Source organism: Isoptericola sp. NPDC057559 (assembly GCF_042801555.1).
Lineage (GTDB): Bacteria > Actinomycetota > Actinomycetes > Actinomycetales > Cellulomonadaceae > Isoptericola.
Genome location: NZ_JBHVFQ010000013.1, coordinates 39,189 through 57,667, shown reverse-complemented (window position 1 = coordinate 57,667; position 18,479 = coordinate 39,189). Strand labels below are relative to the sequence as shown.

Genomic DNA, 18,479 nt, shown 5'->3' with positions numbered 1-18,479 from the left:
CCCCTAGGTCGCCCAGTCATGCGATGGATCGGGCATGTGATCGTGTCGGTCGTCGTCGTGCTCGCCGGGTCGTTGCCGACGCGGCCGACCGGCGAGATCGTTTGGATCCCGGGAGTTGTCGCGCTCACCCTGACCGCCGCGGCAGTGCTGTTGGCGCGCCACCGGCTGTCTGGCCTAGTGCTGACGGTGGTCGTCGGACTGGTGGTCCTCAGCGTCCCCCTCGGGCTTTTCAACACGGGGTCGGTCATGGCAGCTGCCGTCGCGACATACACCATGTCGACGCATTCCCCGCTGATCAGAGGCGCCGTCGTCGCTGGCCTTGTCAGCACCACCGTCCTGATATGCGCCTGGATCGCGGGCGAGGTGGCGTTGCAGCCCGCGCTACTGGTGCTGCTCGGTGGGGCGATCGGCAACGCCGTGCGCACTCAGCGGCAGCACATCGCAGCCATCACCGAGAGAGCAGACCGTGCCGAGCGCACTCGCGAGGCTCTCGCCCGCCAGCGCGTCGCCGAAGACCGGCTTGCCACCGCCCGCGACCTGCACGACGTCGTTGCTCACCAGATCGCGGTGATCAACCTGCACGCCGGAGTCGCGTCCTCGGCACTGCGGAATCGCCCGGACGCCGCCGAGTCGTCCCTGCGCATCATCCGTCGCGCCTCGCGCACCGTGCTGACCGAGATCGGGGGACTGCTGGCGACGCTGCGTGACCCGAACTCGCCGGATATTGGCCCCGCGGGCCTGTCTCAACTCGACGACGTCGTGCGGGGCTACGCCGGCGATGGTCTAGAGATCACCGTGCGTACTGACGGTGACCGATACGCACTTACAGACACGACGGACCTGACCGCTCTGCGCGTGATCCAGGAGGCCCTAACGAACGCACACAAACACGGGGCTGGCCGCCGGGCTCACATCCTGCTCGAGTATGAACCTCGGACGCTGCGTGTGACCGTGGCGAACCCGGTTTCGGTCGAACCCGACTCCGACCCCAAGACCGAGGCGCTGGGCACGGGGCAAGGACTCATGGGCATGCGCGAGCGCGTGGAGTCGCTTCGGGGCACTCTGACGTACGGGAGGGACGGGACCGGGACGTGGCTCGTTGTCGCAGAGCTGCCTAGGGAGCCGGACGTAGAGAACCCGAACAGCCGGGAGGCCAACCAGTGACCCGAGTGCTCGTCGTCGATGACCAGACTCTAATTCGGTCCGCGATCTCTGACCTCGTCGGTCACGGCGATGGCTTGGAGGTTGTCGGCGAGGCCGGCGACGGCGGACGAGCCGTCGAGCTCACTCGGCAGCTTCGCCCCGACGTGGTGCTCATGGACATCCGCATGCCTGGCATCGACGGGATCGCCGCGACTCGGACAATCTGTGCCGACTCCGGTCTGCGGGACGTACGCGTGCTGATCTTGACGACCTTCGAGGAGGATCAGTACATCGTTGGTGCGCTGCGTGCCGGTGCAAGCGGCTTCATTGGCAAGGGCTCCGAACCGGAGGAGATCATCAGCGCGATCCGTTCGGTTCATCGTGGAGATGCCCTCCTGTCGCCCGCGGCGACGCGCAGTCTCATCGACCGATACGTGGCTCCTACATCTCCTGCGGACCGGGTCGCGCCTGCTCTCGAGCACCTCACCGACCGTGAGGTTGAGGTCCTGACGCTCGTCGGTGCGGGGCGGTCCAACGACGAGATCGCCGCCGAGCTCGTCATCTCGCCACATACCGCCAAGACTCACGTGAACCGCATCATGACCAAGCTGCACGCGCACGACCGGGCCCAGCTCGTCATCGCCGCCTACGAGAATGGGCTGATCCGGCCACAGACGCCGTGACCTTCCAAGGCGTTTGACTGCGCGCCACCATCACCGCGGGCGAGCCGCAGGGCGTCAGATCGGGGCGATGCTCTCGCGCAGGAGATGCAGGAGGGCACCGACCAGAGGGCGAGCCCGGTCAGTTGGTCGGCGCGTTGGCGGGAGTTGCTCCTAGGCTGCTTGCCATGTGACGGCTGGTCCACGAGTAGGCGTACCGCAGCCGCGGTACGAGAAGATGCCGCCGACGCTGGATGACCCAGCACACTGCCGCGACGGAACCTTGTTGTCATGGCCAAACAGTCCACTCCCGCGATGAACACCGATACTGCAAAGCCGCGTAGCACTCGCCGGGTCGGTGCGGTGTTCGCCGGCTTGCTCGTTGCAATGCTTCTGGCGTCGCTCGATCAGACGGTATTCGCAACGGCGTTGCCCACGATCGTGGGTGAGCTCGACGGCGTCGACCACATGCTGTGGGTGACGACCGCCTACCTCCTCGCCTCCACGATCACGATGCCGGTCTACGGCAAACTGGGTGATCTGGTCGGACGCAAGTCGATCTTCATTGCGGCGCTGTCGCTCTTCCTGGTCGGGTCAGTCATCGGTGGGCTCGCACCCGACATGGCCTGGCTGATCATCGGGCGCGCCGTCCAGGGTCTCGGTGGTGGCGGGCTAATGGTCCTGTCCCAGGCGATCATCGCCGACGTCGTACCCGTGCGGGAACGCGGAAAGTACATGGGTGTCATGGGGGCCGTCTTCGGCGTCTCCAGCGTCGTCGGACCGCTGCTCGGCGGCTGGTTCACCGACAGCATCGGGTGGCGCTGGGCGTTCTGGATCAACATCCCGCTCGGAATCGCGGCCATCGCCTTCGCTGCCGCGTTCCTCAAGCTCCCCAAGCACGACGTCAAGGTGAAGCTCGATGTGTGGGGCATTTTCACCATGGCCGTGGCCGTGACCTCGATCATCCTGGTCACGTCGTGGGGTGGCACCCAGTACGACTGGGACTCGGGCCGGATCATCGGGCTCATCATCACCGCAGTCCTCGCCGCAGCGGCATTCGTCCTGGCAGAGTACAAGGCCGCGGAACCGATCATCCCGCTCGGCCTGTTCAAGAACCGCAACTTCGTACTCGCTACCGCTGCGGGCCTGTTCATCGGGGTGGCCATGTTCGGGGCCATCTCCTACATGCCGACCTACCTGCAGATGGTGACCGGCGTCGGTGCTACCGACTCGGGCCTGCTCATGGTCTCGATGGTCGCAGGCCTGATGCTCACCGCTCTCACCACGGGCGCGCTCGCGTCCCGCACTGGCCGCTACAAGTGGATGCCCATCGCCGGCATGGTCGTCATCGTTGCCGCCTTGGTGCTGATGTCGACCCTGACGCCCACCACCCCGATCGCGGTGCTGCTTGGCTACCTGTTCCTGCTTGGCGCGGGCATCGGGCTCGCCATGCAGATCCTCGTGCTCATCGTGCAGAACTCCTTCTCCGACCGGATCGTCGGCACCGCCACAGCCTCGAACAACTTCTTCCGTGAGATCGGGGCCTCCATGGGTGGTGCCGTCGTCGGGGCAATCTTCACCAGCCGGCTCACCGACCTACTCGCGGAACGGGTACCGGCGGACACGGTCGCGAGCGGTTCCATGAACTCACTCACCCCGGCGGCCGTCAATGCGTTTCCGGACGCCCTCCGCGACATCGTCGTCGGCGCCTACAACGACGCGCTCACGCCCATCTTCCTCATGCTTGTGCCCATGATCGCCGTCGGGTTCGTCCTCCTGATCTTCATCAAGGAAATCCCCCTGCGCTCAACCAGCACGGAAACGATGGACGGCCTTGCCGCCGAAGAATACGAACCCACGAGATTCACCGCGGGCGAGACCATCGCGGTGGCCTCCAACGGTCCGGCCGTGTCCGCGCCTCGATCCACGACTGATCCTGTCGATCGTGGATGACCATCGGGCAGCGCTGATCAGCGCCACACATCGAAAGACGCGGACGCCCTCGAAGAGCCCGAAAACGACACCACCGGCGTCGACCGGGGTGAGGATCCGTTGAGCATGGACAGGCCCCTCGGCCTCAGAGAACACAAGAAGGTGATGACAAGGTCGCGGATCGAGCACGTCGCGATCGACCTTTGCCTGCAAGAGGGATACGGCAACGTCACGGTCGAGCAGATCTGTGAGGCTTCGGAGGTCTCGAAAAGCACCTTCTTCAACTATTTCGGCACCAAGGCTCGGGCAGCCCTAGGGGCGCCTCCCTACCCATCCGAAATGGCGATCAAGGAGTTCCTTCGCGCAGAAGGTAATCTTCTGGAAGATCTGATCATGCTCACCATGAACGGCGCACGAGAGTCGGCGGGAAGTCTGGCGGTGTTCCGCCGCAGAACATTGCTACTCAAGATGACCCCCGAGCTTCACGCACAGGAGGTCACGCGGTTCGAAGAGGCTGAGGCGGTGCTGACAAACGTGGTCCTGGCCCGGCTGCGTAGCCGAGGCGAGAAACAATGCCTCGAACTCGTCACCAGGGCGCGGATCGCAGTCACGATGGCGACTAGCATCCTGCGCAATGCGCTGGAAGCAATGCAGGATGCCACGGCTGCCGACTGGGACACGGGCGCACGCGAGAGCATCGCGCTGGCCCGACGCGTCCTCATTGACGACGCCGGGGCCGGCCAGGGTGTTCTTGCCGATGGCACGCTAAACGCACAGGTCAGTGCACGCCGAGCGCGATAGCACCATCGGCTCATTCCAGGACCTATCGGGGCAATTGGGCGGCTGATGCCCTGCGCCTAGGCGGTGGCAAAAGCAGGTCGGCGTGCGCAAGCATGCGCGAGACGCAGGCGTCGGCAGAGACCTGCCCAGGAGCACCAACAGCTGGCGTCGCATACCTGCGAACGGATCGCGCCTGTTGTGCGCCCTGTGCGAGCTCCGTTCGTAGGCCCTCAGGCCCACCGCCGTGTCATGCGGGCGCGTCGCGACCATCTGGTCGAGCTTCACCGCCGACCAGTCCAGCGGAGACGCCCATGCTTCGTCGAGACCTAGGCACGAGGCAGACTCGCCAGCCAGGACCACATGGCCGTGGGCGCCGGCGCCTCATCCGAAGGCTCTGGGCCGGCTCGACGAACACGCGATGCGCATGCTCGAGCCCACCGCATGTGGCCGTGAGGAGTTCGCCACCCGGCATGGCCGGGTACTCGGGCACTCCTCACGCAGGCGTACATGAGGCGGGCGGGCCGTAATCGGGTTCTCGTCTTTGGTGCGGTAGCTGAAGTGTACCGACGGATCCGCGCCATTCAGCGGAAAATCCACCGGGAACGCCGCGTGGGAGCGGGCGGCGAAAGGTGGAGTCACTCCAAAAGTGGGCCCATGGAGGTACTAAGTCCAGTGTTTCAGCGCGCGCCAAGGTTCTCGGGTGAGAGTGCGTGTTTAAGAAGCATTCACCGCTAGGCCATCTCTAGTTCACCAGCGGCCGCCGACTCGAGAACAGGAGCAATCGTGCTACGCAGATTCCGGCGCGAGTCCTCGTCGCATTCGCAGGAGCCATCTGAGGCAGACTCGAGCGTCCTCCACAGCGCGGACCACACTGCCAGCACTGACCGGACCGCAACGGCGAGCCGCCTGCACGCCTTCAACCGGTTCGAGATCAAGTACCTCGTGCCGCACGACCAGGCCGAGGAGCTCCGCCAGGAGCTGCGCCGGCACATGGACGACGACGCCTACTCGGGCGACGGGGGCTACCCCATCACCAGCGTCTACTACGACACCGCCCAGCTGAAGTTCTACTGGGAGAAGATCGAGGGCCTGAAGTTCCGGCGCAAGCTGCGGGTGCGCCACTACGGCAAGGCGGACGACCTCACGCCGGAGTCGAAGGTCTTCGTCGAGATCAAGCAGCGGGTCAACCGTGTCACGCAGAAGCGGCGCGTCGCGCTGCCGTACCGCGACGCCCTGCGGCTGTGCTCGACGGAAGGCTACGAGCCCGAGGGCGAGGTCAGCAGCCGGGAACGGGCGTTTCTCGACGAGGTGGCCACCCTGGTGGGCGAGCTCGACCTGCGCCCGATGGTGACCACCGGCTACCACCGCGAGGCCTGGGTGGGACGGGAGGCCGACCTCGGACTGCGCGTCACCCTGGACCACCGCCTGCGCGGCCGGGACCGCGACTTCCACCTCTCCTCTGAGAGCCCGAACCGGCTCGTCCTGCCCGCCCGGCTGTCCGTGCTCGAGGTCAAGGCCAACGAGCGCGTGCCGGCGTGGGTCACCGACCTCACGGCCCGGATGAGCCTCGACGTCGTGCGGATCTCCAAGTACTGCCAGAGCGTGCAGGCCTTCGGCCTCGCGCCCCGGTCGACCATGCACGCGCCCGACGAGGTCGACGCGGTCCTCGGCGCCGGCCCCGCCGGCGCGGGCCAGGCTCCCGCCGACCCGGTCACCACCGGGCCCACCGACCCCACCACCACCGACGGCGTCAACGACGCCCCGAACCGAAAGAGTGTCCTCGTCCGATGAACCTGCAAGATCTGAGCGGAACCTTCTCCGTCTTCGACGTCGCGATGACGCTGGTGCTGTCCTTCGTCCTGTCCTCGGCCATCGGCTGGGTCTACAAGCGGACGCACCGGAACATCTCGTACAGCCAGTCCTACGTGCAGACCCTCGTCATCATCGGCATGGTCGTCGCGGTGATCATGCTGGTCGTGGGCTCGAACATCGCCCGCGCGTTCGCCCTCGTGGGCGCCCTGTCCGTGATCCGGTTCCGCAACGCGATCAAGGAGACCCGCGACGTCGGGTTCATCTTCCTCGTGATGGCGATCGGCATGGCCGTCGGCACGCGCTTCTACCTGCTGGCCGCCGCGGCGACCGCGATCATCCTGCTCGTCATCTTCCTCATGCAGCGCTTCGACTGGTTCAAGCTCGACATCCAGCGGCAGGTGGTCAAGGTCCAGGTGCCGCCCGAGCCGCGGTACCAGCAGGACGTCGCGGACGTGCTCGTGCGCAAGACCCAGGAGTTCGAGCTGGTCAGCGTCGAGACCGTGCGCGGGGGCGCGCTGACCGAGTTGTTCTACTCCGTCCGCCTCAAGGGCGGCGTGACGACGGCCGAGATCATCGACGCGCTGGGCGAGATCAACTCCGGGCAGAAGGTCACGGTCCTGACCGGGTACGACCAGTCCGACATGTGAGCGGGTGACACATGAGCCTCGCAGATCTTCGCAAACGCCTCCCGGTGCGGCTCCGCCAGCACTGGAAAGCCCTGACGGCCGGGGTGGTGGGGGTCGCCGTCGCCCTGACCGTCTTCGGGGACGTGACGATCAAGCCGTACGCGACGAGCTCGGCCGCCGTCACCGACGAGGAGCGCATCACCCAGGACATCGCGGGGTCGGTCGACCTCTTCGACGACTCCGTGGCCCACGAGATCTCCCTCTCGTACTCCCAGGACGCCTACGACCGGATGCTCGACACCTACTTCAAGGAGGGCGAGAAGGACTGGATGACCGCCGACATCACGATCGACGGCACCACGATCGAGGACGTCGCGGTCCGCCTCAAGGGCAACTCCACCCTGTCGTCCTTGGTGGACGACCGCGAGGGCTCGTCCACCCAGGGCAAGACGGCACCGGGCGGAGGCATCGGCGGAATGGGCGGGCCGCCTGGTGGAGAGATGCCAGACGGCATGCAGTTGCCGGAAGGCATGCAGTTGCCGGAAGGCATGCAGTTGCCGGAAGGCATGCAGTTGCCGGAAGGCATGCAGTTGCCGGAAGGCATGGGCACCGGCACAGAACTCTCTACGCAGGCGCCGGAGGACCTGCCGCTGCTGGTGAGCTTCGACGAGAACGAGTCGGGCCGGGCCTACCAGGGCAGGACCCAGCTGTCGATCCGGCCGGCGAGCGCGACATATGACTCGGCACTCAACGAGGCGGTCTCGCTCGAGCTGACCGCGCAGTCTGGCCAGCCCACGCAGGACTACTCGTTCACGACCTACAGCGTGAACGACCGCCCGACGACGACCCGGCTCGTCGTGGAGAATCCGGACCCGCAGTACGCCACCGAGCTCGACGGCGACGGGGTGCTCTACAAGCTGCTGTCCACGAGCTCGTTCACCTACCAGGGCGACGACCAGACCGAGTACACCGACGACTTCAAGCAGATCAACCTCAACGGCAGCCAGGACCTGCAGCCGATCGTGTCGTTCCTCAAGTGGCTCGACGGCGCCTCGGACGAGGAGTTCGCCGACGAGCTGGACGAGTGGATCGACGTGGAATCGTTCGCCACCTACCTGGGCACGCAGGAGGTGCTCGACAACTTCGACACTATCTCCGGGCCCGGCAAGAACGCCTACCTCTACTACGACCTCGACACCGGCCTCATCAGCGTCGTCAGCTGGGACCTCAACCTCGCACTCGGGGGTATGTCGATGCCCGACGGGTTCGAGGAGCTGTTGGGGGCTGGCACGGCGAGCCCTCCGGATGCGGGCACTGGAGCGCCCGGCGACGCACCGCCCGCTGGAGAGGGCAAGAATGACTCGACGACGCAACCCGAGGGGTCGACGTCGCCGTTGCCCGGACAGATACCAGAGGGCGTGAGCATGCCTGGCGGAGTACTTGATGGACTCATGCCGGACAACGCGCTCGTCACGCGGTTCGAAGAGAACACGGGGTTCGCCGGCCTGGTCGACAAGACCGCCGATGACCTTCGGGCGAACTGGATCGACTCCGGCCGTGCCGCCGAGCTCGTCGATCAGGTTGCAGGTCTCGTGCCTGTGACCGACGGCCTCGATCAAGCGACGCTCGACAGGGAGACCGCCGCCGTACGCAAGACTGTTCGCAGCATGTCGACGGGAAGCTGAAACCGGATGGGGCGTGACCGCGACGGTCGCGCCCCATTGCGTCTCGACGGGTCGAAAGAACCTGCGCACGAGGGTCCCTAGGTACCGCTGCCTTCCGGCACTCGCGAGCTGGCAGGTGGCGACTGGACTGGAACGGGGCTTCGACCCGTCTGACATGCGTCCCCGGCCTCGGAGGTCACGTCCTGTCCCTGTGAAGGCCGCTGTCGACCTGGGCGCAGAACGTTGTCACGGCGAGCAGCGCCGAAGTGAATCCAGGATCCGCGGTGGGCAAACGCAGCGCGCTGCGATGCCCCGACACAGCTGACAGGACCCGAGCGGACCTCGCGCACGGCCCAGCCCCTGGGACCGCTGATTTGGGTACCCCTCCTAGCCTCTTGACCTGCGATGTCACGGCCGCCAGGTGTGCGTGCAGGGGACCGCGGCGACGTACTCGACTGGACAGTTGCTGCAATTCTCTGAAATCTTGCTCGGGTCGACGATGTCGTCAGACCTGATGTCGTCGGCGTGGTTTTCCGCAGTGCACGACGCTCTGGCATCGCAGCCAGGGTGGTGCGGGGCCCTTCTGGGACCTGCTCGAACACGAAGGAGACAGCAAGCAATGAAGCACGCAGCCACGATGCGCCGTACTCGAGGCCGAAAGGTCGGGCGCGCGGTCGCCGCCACGGCGGCAGCAGGTCTTGCCGCCGCAGGCCTGGTCACCACCGCGACCTCCGCCAACTCGGAACCGTCATCGACGGGGTCGGCCGCAGCACAGCCCGCCGCGGTGGTGGACGGTGTTGCCCACGGCGACGTCATCCTCAACATGTTCCAGTGGACCTGGACCTCCGTCGCCGAGGAGTGCACCAGCACGATCGGCCCCGCCGGGATCGATGCCGTTCAGGTGTCTCCGCCGCAGGAACACATCCAGGGCACCGAGTGGTGGACCTCGTACCAACCGGTGAGCTACAAGATCGAGTCCAAGCTCGGCACTCGCGAGGAGTTCAAGGCGATGGTGGACGCCTGCGGCGAGGCCGGCGTCGGTATCGTCGCGGACGCGGTCATCAATCACACCACCGGCGCCGACCAAGGGGCGGGCGCAGGCGTCGCAGGCACGTCGTTCGCCGTGGACGACTTCCCAGGCGTCCCCTACACCGCGGCCGACTTCAACGACTGCCGTGAGAACATCGCCAATTACGGCGACCGGGACGAGGTGCAAAACTGCCGCCTCGTCTCACTGCAGGACCTGCGCACCGGCTCGCCCGACGTGCAGGACAAGATCGCCGGCTACCTGAACGACTTGCTCGACCTCGGCGTGCAGGGCTTCCGGATCGACGCCGCGAAGCACATGCCTGCCGAGGACCTGGCGGCCATCAAGGCGAAGCTGAGCGACCCGGACGTGTACTGGGTGCAGGAGGTCATCGGCGCAGGCGGCGAACCCATCCAGCCGTCCGAGTACGTGGGCAACGGCGATGTGCACGAGTTCAACTACGCCCGCCAGCTCAAGAACGCGTTCGGCGGCCAGCTCTCTAGTCTGCAGGGCATCGCCGACGGCAAGCTGCCGTCCGACCAGGCCGGCGTCTTCGTCACCAACCACGACACCGAGCGCAACGGCGAGACATTGACGTACAAGGATGCCGACGCCTACACCCTCGCCAACGTGTTCATGCTCGCGTTCCCGTACGGCTCTCCGTCGCTCTACACCGGCTACACGTTCGACGACAACGACGCTGGCGCCCCCGGCGCCACCACTACCGGTGTGGACGACGCCGACTGCGATAGCGACGCCTGGAGCTGCATCCAGCGCGACCCCGCCATCGCCGGAATGGTTGCGTTCCACGACGCCGTCGAGGGCACGGAGCTCACCGACTGGTGGGACGACGGCGGTAACCAGATCGCCTTCGGTCGCGGCAACACCGGCTTCGTCGCCCTCAACAACGGCGACGGCGAAGCCGAGCACACCTTCGAGACCTCGCTTCCGGCCGGCGAATACACCGACGTCGCTGCCGGCGACGATTCCGCGACATACACCGTTGCCGAGGATGGCACCTTTACTGCGACCGTCCCCGCCCACAGCGCGATCGCGCTCCTGTCCGCCGGCTCGCACTAACCTGATCGGCAAGTTCGAAACTCGGCGATGAGTGGGGGCCGCCAGTCATAGGCGGCCCCCACTCCTGCGTTCTCCGGTGACCCACGACGCCTCGGGCTCCGTGACCCACGCCGAGGCCGTTTCTGCCTGCTAACCAGAATGACCCGATCGGCGGCGCGGCCGCGATGGGCATGGCAGATTGCGCGCGGGTCTCGACGTGCCCACGCTGTACCGGGTCGTGAGCTTGGTTCTAGCCGGATGGCCGGTGGGAGTCGGCCGAGAGCTTGATGGCGGCGTCTGGGGTTGGAGAACTTGACCCATGACGGCCGTGTGGCTGCCGCTGATGGCCGACGCGAGAGATGCGCGTGGATCGTGGTGTTCTATGGGATCCATGACCAAGTTGCGCGCAAAGGTTCGGTACGCGGCTCACGGTGTGTGGATTTCGCCTGAACTGGTCGGGTGGAGAGGGGTTGTCACGCGTGACGGCGGCACAATCGAGATCAGCCTTCCTGCCGACGTGGCTGAGTTCACGGCTCGCGACTACGAAGTTGAGGCAGGCCTCGAACCGGTTCCTTCGCTGTTTCCCGTCTACGCCGCGCGAGATCCGCATGGTGCGGACGGAGCGGTTGGCGTTGGGCTCTTTGCGGTGACGGCCGATTTTGAGGGGGCGGTTCCAAGCGTCAAGCCGGCCAATCCGTTCGAGGGAGAGTACGGAATTCTGGCGGAGGCGGCGGCCGAGCGTGGACAACGATTGTGTGACGAGGTGGCGGGGCAATTTCTCCGATGGCTTCGAGCAAAGTCTCGTCAGGGCTGGCTCGGTCCCGTCGGCGCGGAGCCAGCCCAGTACGGGCGAGCAGGGCTGCTCTACGCCGACTCCGGTGAGGTCATCTACGGCTTTGGCCCGACCATGACAGCGACGTTTCGTTCGGCCAATCTTCGCGTCGGCGGCGACGCGCTGCAGGAGGTGCTCGCCGGCGTGCGCGACCAGGCCGATGTGCCCGTCTCGCAGGCCTTGCTTGCCGACGCCTGGCATGTCTCGGACGGCGCCTCCCGTCCCGATGTTGCGCAGGCAGTGCTGCTCTCGGCTATTGCCTGCGAAGTGAGGATCACAGAATTCATCCAGGCGCACTCCCTCGAGGGTGTCGCGGTGACAGCGATGGTCCTCAAGCGGACGTCGACGTTGTCAGTGTTGCTGCACGACGTCCTCGCTGCGACCGTTGGAAGGTCGCTCAAGCTGTCTGAGGGGCAGCTCTACAAAGACGTCGCGGTATTGACGAGGCTGCGTAATCAGGTGGTACACGAGGGCGCCCTCACCTCGCCAGTCCCGGTTGCTTTCTCTCCTGCGCGAACCGCCCAAGCCGTCTTCGATTGGCTTGAAGTCATTTGCGACGAGCTCCAACCCCACGATCCGCACTAGCACCGCGGCATGGGTCGCGGTACCCGATTATTCGATCGGCGATTTCAGTACGAAACGGTAGACAGCGGCAGGTTGCATTTCGAAGCAGAGTCACGTGACGGGGCGGACGGCCTCTGAGGGCCTCTCACGGCCTTGCCGTCCTCCCGGTGAGGGCTCAATGGCGTGGGTTCGGTTTCGACGACGCGGTAGTACGTCCGTGCAATCTGTTGTGCTTCCCGGCGGTAATGTCGAGGCATGGCAGACACCGGCCGCTCGGCATACGACCTCCATCGCGACCGCGCTCGCAAGGCGATCGCGCGTCAGAAGGAGGCCGCTGAGCGCGAGCGCGAGGCTCGGGCTGTCCGCGACGCCGAGGTGCTGGCCATGCTCGCGACGCCAGGCGCCTCGCTCGGGGCCGTTGCTACCGACATCGGGCTTTCGAAGAGCATGGTCGCTTACATCGACCGCACGGCCCGTGCGAACTTCGACAACGCGGAGCGGGCTCGCGCGTACCTCGAGCAGCACGACGCGTAACCAAGAGTTCACCGTCGGGCCGTTCGTGCCCGGCGCGTCGCGCACCTGTTTCGTCGCCCGCGGCTAACACTGGGAGTGCCGGGGAGCGCATCGCAGCGCGTGCGAAGCGTGGTCGACAGCCCCGCGGGACAACCTCAGACCGGCTCTGCGCCGAACCGCTTGTGGGTATCAACCACGAGCTGGCTCCCTGACAACACCCTCGCGACGAAACCTCCGAACCGCTTCCTAGCAACTGTCGGATCTTGCGTGTAGCGTGTAACGCGTTGCACGATCCAGCATCGAAGGGGACTCCATCATGTTTGGTACCGGCGGCATCGCTCAGTGGATCCAGGACAACGTGGTTCCGCTCATCCTGATCGTCATCGCGATCGGCGTCCTGTGGGCCGGCAACGCCGGCAACATCTCGAAGGCCGTGACCAAGGTCGGCGTGACCCTCGTCGGGGTGGCGTTCCTGGCGATGGTCGTGACCGGCTCGTTCGGCGAGGTCGGGCAGTGGCTCCTCGGGCTCTTCCAGACGGCCTGATCATGCGACTCCCGGACGACGATGAGATCTACGACGTAGACCAGACCTACCTCGGCCCGCCGGGGTACTACATCGGCCGGCTTCGCTACCGGATGATCGCTGTCACTCCGGTGATGGTGCTGTTCGGGCTGGCCTTCCTGCTGAAGACCGGCATCGGGTTCACGCTGCTGTCGGTCGCGCTGACCGTTCTCGTCGCGCTGCGGCTGTCGCAGTGGATCGTCGACAGGACGACGCACGAGCGGCCTATCGGGGTTCTGGTCGCCACGTTCTGGCACGAGCTCACCGCCCCACGCCTACCGATGCGGGGGCAGCAGGCTCGCCAGCCCGCAGCATTCCGCCGTCGAGCAACGTCCGTCGGTGCTGACCACCCGCTGACGACGGGACGACGGCGGTGGCGGTCGTACGCCAACCGGCAGGCCACCGCACGCGGTGCTGAACGCGAGGGGGAATGATGCAGCTCAACCTCAGGTCGCTCTTCGGCCGCAGGCCTGACGACGACGAGGACGACGACGTCGTGATCACCTACGACCCGGGCGAAGAGCACGTCGAGACCGCTCGCCCGACCAAGCCCGCGAAGGGACGTGGCCGGTACCCGGACGCGCCGAAGATGACCAGCGCCATGAAATGGGCCCTGTCGCGGGTGGCCAACAACGTCACGTTCTCGGACAAGCGCATGGTCGCCTGGTACCTGCTCGAACCACAGCGGTGGAGCTTCCGTACGGTGGCCGACGGTGAGGCTCTGATCGAGGCACACGCGTCACAGATCGCTGAGCTGGTCGGGCGCACGGTCTACTGCCGCATCACCACCCGTCCCTACCCGGTCCAGACGTGGGCACAGGCCGCGTGGCAGAACTCTCCGAGCCCGAGCGAGGGTTTCGAAGCCATCCTCGTGCGCGACCAGCAGCAGCTCGCGTCCCGGATGCAGTCGGACAAGCTCGTGTATTTCGGGGTCGACCTCGGTTCGCGGTCGTCGGCCGTCGACCTGACTGCGCGAGTCCTGCCCGACGTCGGCCGCCGCGAGCTTGTGGCGGTGCAGCATCGTCTGGACGAGGTCGACGAGATCATGGCGGGCGCCGGCGTCGACGCGATTCCCGCGGTCGGGAACGACATCGCGTGGCTGCTGGCTCGGTCGTTCGCGCTCGGCTGCCCGGCTCCGAACCAGGACACCATCGAGGAGACGCACTGGTCGAAGGAGGACCTCCACGAGTTCACGGGTTCGACGTTCTGGAGCGCTGAGCCCTTGGCGCAGTCGGTGCGGATCGACTCCACGATGGGGGAGCAGCCGATCACGCGGTACGTCGTCGTCCTGACTGTCGGACGCATGGGAGAGCTGCACATCCCCGAAGTGGACGAGCCGTGGATCGCCAAGACCGACAAGCTGCCCTTCCCGGTGGAGTGGTCCTTCCGCGTCGACGTGCGTTCGCCAGACGAGACGTCGAAGGAGATGAACAAGCTCTCCGACCGTGTCCTCGCCCAGCGCGACCACTACCTCGAGGACCACGGCAAGCAGCCTCCGCGCCAACTCGCCCGGCAGTCCGAGCGCGCTTCCGCCGTCGAGGACGAACAGCGCTCCGGCTTCGACGGCCTGGCGACCCGCACCCGAGGCTGGTACCGGATCGCCGTCGCCGCGCCGACCCAGGAAGAGGCGCTGGCGCGGGCCAAGGTGGTGCAGAAGGTCTACAAGCCGGCGATCAAGATCGAGCGCGAGCTCGACCAGTTCCGCCTCGCCCGCGAGTTCGTGCCGATGGAGCCGCTCGCCAACAGCGGACACACCAGGCACCTGCCGATCCTCAAGCTCGCTGCGGGCGTCCCCGCCGCCACGGCGGAGGTCGGCGACAAGCGTGGCGTCCTCATCGGCTACACCAGCGGCTTTGCGGAGCGCCCGGTCACCTGGGATCCCTGGTACGGGCCGGAGGTCGTCGAGGGCTCCGGCTTGGTGCCGATCGTCGGCGGGCTGGGCGCGGGCAAGAGCTTCTTCGCCGGGGGCATCGTCTACAAGACCGGGGCTCAAGGCGTGCCCTGGACCGTTCTCGACCCCTCGGGCCGGCTCGGGTCCCTGGCGGATCTTCCCGAGTTCCGGGTCGTCGCGACGGCCATCAACCTGCTGGAGTCCGAGCCCGGGGCACTCAACCCCTACGCGCTCGTTCCGGAGCCGCAGGAGGCGTGGTTCCGCGACGAGCCGGACCCGAAACAGGCCCTCACCCTGGCGAAGTCTGCCGCCAAGGCGCAGCGGCGCGACCTGGTCACCGACACCCTGCGTTGGTGCCTTCCCGCCGAGGACCAGGACGACAAGGCCGCGATGTCGATCCTCCGCGACGCCGTCGCGCGCGCTGAGGCGCTGCCGTACTCGACGGCGCACGGCGTCCTCATGGCGCTCCAGCACCACGACGAAGGTGAGCTTGCGGCGCGTATCCAGCGTCGGCTTCGGGAGGCGTCGGAGCGGGAGATCTCGCGACTCTTCTTCGCCTCGCCGTCAGGCGGGAACCATGGCGACGCGCTGAGCAGCCGACGTATGACGTTCTTCAGCCTCAAGGGCCTCGCGCAGATCGACGAGAACAAGCCGAAGGGCGAGTGGTCGTACGACGAGCTGATGAGCCGACCAGTGATGTCGCTGGCCGCCTGGTCCGCGCTGCGGTCGGTCTACCGAGCCGACTTCCACGAGCGCAAAGGCATGTTCCTCGACGAGGTCCACGAGATCACCGCGGTCTCGACGGGCCGGACCCTCGTGCAGAAGGTCGCGACCGACACCCGCAAGCACGACATCGCAGCCCTGGTGTCGACCCAGAACGCGGCGAACGTCATCGGCCAGAACATCAACAACTTCGTGGGCGCCGCGTTCGTGGGCAAGACGACGGACGAGGAGGCGCAGGAGCACAATTGCCGGCTGCTCGGCCTGCCCACCGGAGTGGGCTACGAGGCGGAGTTCTCGAAGCTCTCGCGCCGGTCACGGCGTTCGGAGACGACGGGCGCTCCACGCGAGTTCATCTTCCGTGACGGCATGGGTGGGGAAGACGGCAAGGGCGGCGTCGAGAAGATCCGTGTCGACTACTCCAACCACGAACGGCTCACCGCGGCGCTGAACACCACGGCCGACCCGACGAAGCGCCGAGCTCTCGAGCTCGTCGACCATGGGAGCGCCGAGGAAGGCGCAGCATGATCCGCCGGGCCGTCGTCGTCGCCCTGCTCGCCCTCGGCATCCTGGGCGCTGGGCCAGCGTTGGGTGCTGCCGCCGCACCCGGGGCGACGACGGCGGTCTCGGCCACAGGCGCGGTCGCGGCGAAGGCATGCGCGTCGGCTCCCGAGCCGGCGTCGCCGCTGGCCGGGCTACCGGGCAAGCTCTACGGCAAGCCGGTCACGGCGAGCGACGCGGACCCGTTCACCAATCAGGACGTCAAGCTGGCGGACGTCTACGGCTACTCGTACCGCTGGGCGAACTACGACAACGGCTGCGTCCCCGGCTCGGACGTGCTCCCGAACGCGCAGACGGGCGTGGCGAATTTCCTTCTGTCCAGCAGCGCGTCTGTCTCGGCGTTCACGCACAACCTGTTCAGCCTCGTGGTGACTCCCGACTTCTTGGCCCCGCTCGATGACGTCCTGACGAGCGCCACAGCTGCGGTCAAGGGCGGGTTCTGGGACCCGTGGGTCACGGCGATCCTCATCCTCGTCACGGTGGGGGTCCTCGTCACGGCGATGCGCGCCGACGTGTCCTCGACGGTGACGACCGTCGGTTGGGCTCTGCTGGTCCTCGTCGGGGCGACGTTCGTCATGAGCTATCCGGTGTCGTCGGCACGCGCGGTCGATGAACTGGTGCAGCAGACGATCACGACGTCGGCCCGCGGAGTGGGCGTGGCGAACGAGACCTACGGCCCGCCGGTCCCGGGGAACGAGGGCAAGGAGAGCCCGAACGAAGCCCAGGCCGCGTTGGACGACATGTTCGACACGATCAACCGCGACCTGTTCTACGACGCCTGGCTCGAAGGCACGCTCGGATCCAACGACAGCGCCGTCGCTCGCGAACACGGGGCGAATCTGTTCCGGGCCTCGCACCTGACCTGGAGCGAGGCCGAGACGGTGAAGAACAAACCCGTCGCCGGCCAGGCGATCGTCGATGCCAAGAAGGACCTGTGGGTCAAGACCGCGGCCGCCGTCGAGCGCGAGGACTCCGGCGCTTACCAGCAGCTCACGGGGAACAACGGCCGGTGGGACGCCGCCGGAACTGTCGTACTCAGGGTCGCCGTGATGATGCCGTTCCTGGCGGTCGCCGCGGTGTTCATCGTCGTCGCCTACGTTGCCACGCGCGTGTTCGTCCCACTCGCGCCCGCGTTCGGCGTGCTCGGACTGCTGTACGTCACCCAGGACTGGGTGATCGGGGTGCTCAAGCAGGTGGGTCGCTTCATCATCCTCGGACCTGCGTTCTTCGTCGCCGCGCTAGCGAACCTCCTGCTCGCTACGGCTGTGCTCGACTCCGATCTCGCGTTTGGGCTCAAGCTCGTCATCGTGGCGGCAGTGCCGTTCATCCTGTTCAAGCTGCTGCGTCCTGGGCGCGCAGTTCCGGGCTCGCGTGCCGCGCGGCGCATGGCTCGGTCGGGGATGGGGACGTTGCTCAACGCGTTAGTCACCCGGCAGGCGGTCCGGGGCGGTGTCGAGGACTCGAAGAAGGGCGACGGCGAGCAGTCCGACGAGAAGAACCATGGGCGCGAGCCCAGCGCTTACCGCCATGCCTACGCCAAGAGCGCTCCGGTGGCAGCGGGGAGCACCAGGGCGCTGCCCGCCGGGAACGGACCACCGCGGGAGCTCGCCCCCGGTCGGCAGTCCGCCTCGGGGCGGGAGCTGCCAGAGGCGCCGGGCGCTACGAGCCGAGGTCGGCACCGGGATCGGATGAACGAGATCCCTGCGGCACGGCCTGCCGAGCGCCGAACGCTGTCCCGCCGCACCCGCGGGGAACTGGCAGTGGGCGCCAGCGCTGGGGCTGCGGCGAGCGCATCCGCGGCGCGATCACGTGATGTGTCCGCGCCTGAGTCCCGTGCCGTCGAAACTCCGACCATGGCGGCGGGAACGACAGTCATCGGTTCCGTCCGCGAGAACCCGGTCACCGAGGGGCGCAAGCCTCCGGCCACCAGTCCAGTCGATCCGGACGTCGACCTGTCCGGTCCCGTCGACAAGAACGCCCCGCGTGGCGAGGTGATCGGCAGCTCGACCACTTTGCCGGCCGGTGTCGTCGAGGCGGGCACGACCTACGACTCGGACGGCAACGCTGTCTTCGAGATCTGGCGCCCACCGACCACGGCGGACGCGAACGACGAGGGGGAGGAATACCGCTGATG

General features: G+C 66.8%; 14 protein-coding genes. All 14 read left to right on the top strand.

The annotated features are described in order from the left end of the window. The first annotated feature begins 42 nt into the window (after positions 1 to 42). The 14 genes from ACFU5J_RS13585 to ACFU5J_RS13520 all read left to right on the top strand — a co-directional run bounded on the left by ACFU5J_RS13585 (position 43) and on the right by ACFU5J_RS13520 (position 18,477). Positions 43 to 1,164 (top strand): sensor histidine kinase, encoded by a 1,122-nt coding sequence (locus tag ACFU5J_RS13585; RefSeq protein ID WP_430579050.1) that lies wholly within the window; start codon positions 43 to 45, stop codon positions 1,162 to 1,164. Then, on the top strand, positions 1,161 to 1,826 hold the full coding sequence (locus ACFU5J_RS13580; protein WP_430579049.1) for a response regulator: 666 nt from the start codon (positions 1,161 to 1,163) through the stop codon (positions 1,824 to 1,826). The genes ACFU5J_RS13585 and ACFU5J_RS13580 overlap by 4 nt, the downstream gene beginning before the upstream one ends. Before the next feature lie 267 nt (positions 1,827 to 2,093). Then, a complete protein-coding gene (locus ACFU5J_RS13575) occupies positions 2,094 to 3,755 on the top strand; it encodes an MDR family MFS transporter (RefSeq protein WP_430579048.1) in 1,662 nt (553 codons plus the stop codon). Positions 3,756 to 3,860: 105 nt separating this feature from the next. Further along, on the top strand, positions 3,861 to 4,535 hold the full coding sequence (locus ACFU5J_RS13570) for a TetR/AcrR family transcriptional regulator (protein WP_430579047.1): 675 nt from the start codon (positions 3,861 to 3,863) through the stop codon (positions 4,533 to 4,535). Positions 4,536 to 5,297: 762 nt separating this feature from the next. After that, positions 5,298 to 6,305, top strand: a complete 1,008-nt coding sequence (locus ACFU5J_RS13565) for a polyphosphate polymerase domain-containing protein (RefSeq protein WP_430579046.1) — start codon at positions 5,298 to 5,300, stop codon at positions 6,303 to 6,305. Beyond that, complete coding sequence (locus tag ACFU5J_RS13560; protein WP_430579045.1) at positions 6,302 to 6,973, top strand: DUF4956 domain-containing protein; 672 nt, start codon at positions 6,302 to 6,304, stop codon at positions 6,971 to 6,973. Before ACFU5J_RS13565 ends, ACFU5J_RS13560 begins: the two co-directional genes overlap by 4 nt. Positions 6,974 to 6,984: 11 nt before the next feature. After that, the gene (locus tag ACFU5J_RS13555) at positions 6,985 to 8,637 is read left to right on the top strand and encodes a CotH kinase family protein (RefSeq protein WP_430579044.1); all 1,653 of its coding nucleotides are present in this window, start codon (positions 6,985 to 6,987) and stop codon (positions 8,635 to 8,637) included. Positions 8,638 to 9,235: 598 nt separating this feature from the next. After that, complete coding sequence (locus ACFU5J_RS13550; protein WP_430579043.1) at positions 9,236 to 10,723, top strand: alpha-amylase family protein; 1,488 nt, start codon at positions 9,236 to 9,238, stop codon at positions 10,721 to 10,723. 370 nt (positions 10,724 to 11,093) lie between these two features. Continuing rightward, positions 11,094 to 12,119 carry a hypothetical protein gene (locus ACFU5J_RS13545; protein WP_430579042.1) on the top strand — a complete coding sequence of 342 codons (1,026 nt, stop codon included), beginning with the start codon at positions 11,094 to 11,096 and terminating at the stop codon, positions 12,117 to 12,119. A 234-nt stretch (positions 12,120 to 12,353) separates the two neighbouring features. Then, on the top strand, positions 12,354 to 12,632 hold the full coding sequence (locus ACFU5J_RS13540; protein ID WP_430579041.1) for a hypothetical protein: 279 nt from the start codon (positions 12,354 to 12,356) through the stop codon (positions 12,630 to 12,632). Between the two features lie 295 nt (positions 12,633 to 12,927). Continuing rightward, entirely contained in the window at positions 12,928 to 13,155 is a 228-nt protein-coding gene (locus ACFU5J_RS13535) for a hypothetical protein (RefSeq protein WP_430579040.1), read from the top strand. A gap of 2 nt (positions 13,156 to 13,157) precedes the next feature. Then, positions 13,158 to 13,607 (top strand): hypothetical protein, encoded by a 450-nt coding sequence (locus tag ACFU5J_RS13530; RefSeq protein ID WP_430579039.1) that lies wholly within the window; start codon positions 13,158 to 13,160, stop codon positions 13,605 to 13,607. Further along, entirely contained in the window at positions 13,607 to 16,312 is a 2,706-nt protein-coding gene (locus ACFU5J_RS13525) for an ATP-binding protein (RefSeq protein ID WP_430579038.1), read from the top strand. Before ACFU5J_RS13530 ends, ACFU5J_RS13525 begins: the two co-directional genes overlap by 1 nt. Next, positions 16,309 to 18,477, top strand: coding sequence for a hypothetical protein (locus tag ACFU5J_RS13520; RefSeq protein WP_430579037.1), 2,169 nt, complete (start codon positions 16,309 to 16,311; stop codon positions 18,475 to 18,477). Before ACFU5J_RS13525 ends, ACFU5J_RS13520 begins: the two co-directional genes overlap by 4 nt. Positions 18,478 to 18,479 lie beyond the last annotated feature (2 nt).

Coding starts and splice junctions, on each gene's coding strand:
- ACFU5J_RS13570 (WP_430579047.1), top strand. CDS start 3,861: ATGGACAGGCCCCTCGGCCTCAGAGAACACAAGAAGGTGATGACAAGG.
- ACFU5J_RS13550 (WP_430579043.1), top strand. CDS start 9,236: ATGAAGCACGCAGCCACGATGCGCCGTACTCGAGGCCGAAAGGTCGGG.
- ACFU5J_RS13525 (WP_430579038.1), top strand. CDS start 13,607: ATGCAGCTCAACCTCAGGTCGCTCTTCGGCCGCAGGCCTGACGACGAC.
- ACFU5J_RS13555 (WP_430579044.1), top strand. CDS start 6,985: ATGAGCCTCGCAGATCTTCGCAAACGCCTCCCGGTGCGGCTCCGCCAG.
- ACFU5J_RS13545 (WP_430579042.1), top strand. CDS start 11,094: ATGACCAAGTTGCGCGCAAAGGTTCGGTACGCGGCTCACGGTGTGTGG.
- ACFU5J_RS13530 (WP_430579039.1), top strand. CDS start 13,158: ATGCGACTCCCGGACGACGATGAGATCTACGACGTAGACCAGACCTAC.
- ACFU5J_RS13535 (WP_430579040.1), top strand. CDS start 12,928: ATGTTTGGTACCGGCGGCATCGCTCAGTGGATCCAGGACAACGTGGTT.
- ACFU5J_RS13540 (WP_430579041.1), top strand. CDS start 12,354: ATGGCAGACACCGGCCGCTCGGCATACGACCTCCATCGCGACCGCGCT.
- ACFU5J_RS13575 (WP_430579048.1), top strand. CDS start 2,094: ATGGCCAAACAGTCCACTCCCGCGATGAACACCGATACTGCAAAGCCG.
- ACFU5J_RS13560 (WP_430579045.1), top strand. CDS start 6,302: ATGAACCTGCAAGATCTGAGCGGAACCTTCTCCGTCTTCGACGTCGCG.
- ACFU5J_RS13520 (WP_430579037.1), top strand. CDS start 16,309: ATGATCCGCCGGGCCGTCGTCGTCGCCCTGCTCGCCCTCGGCATCCTG.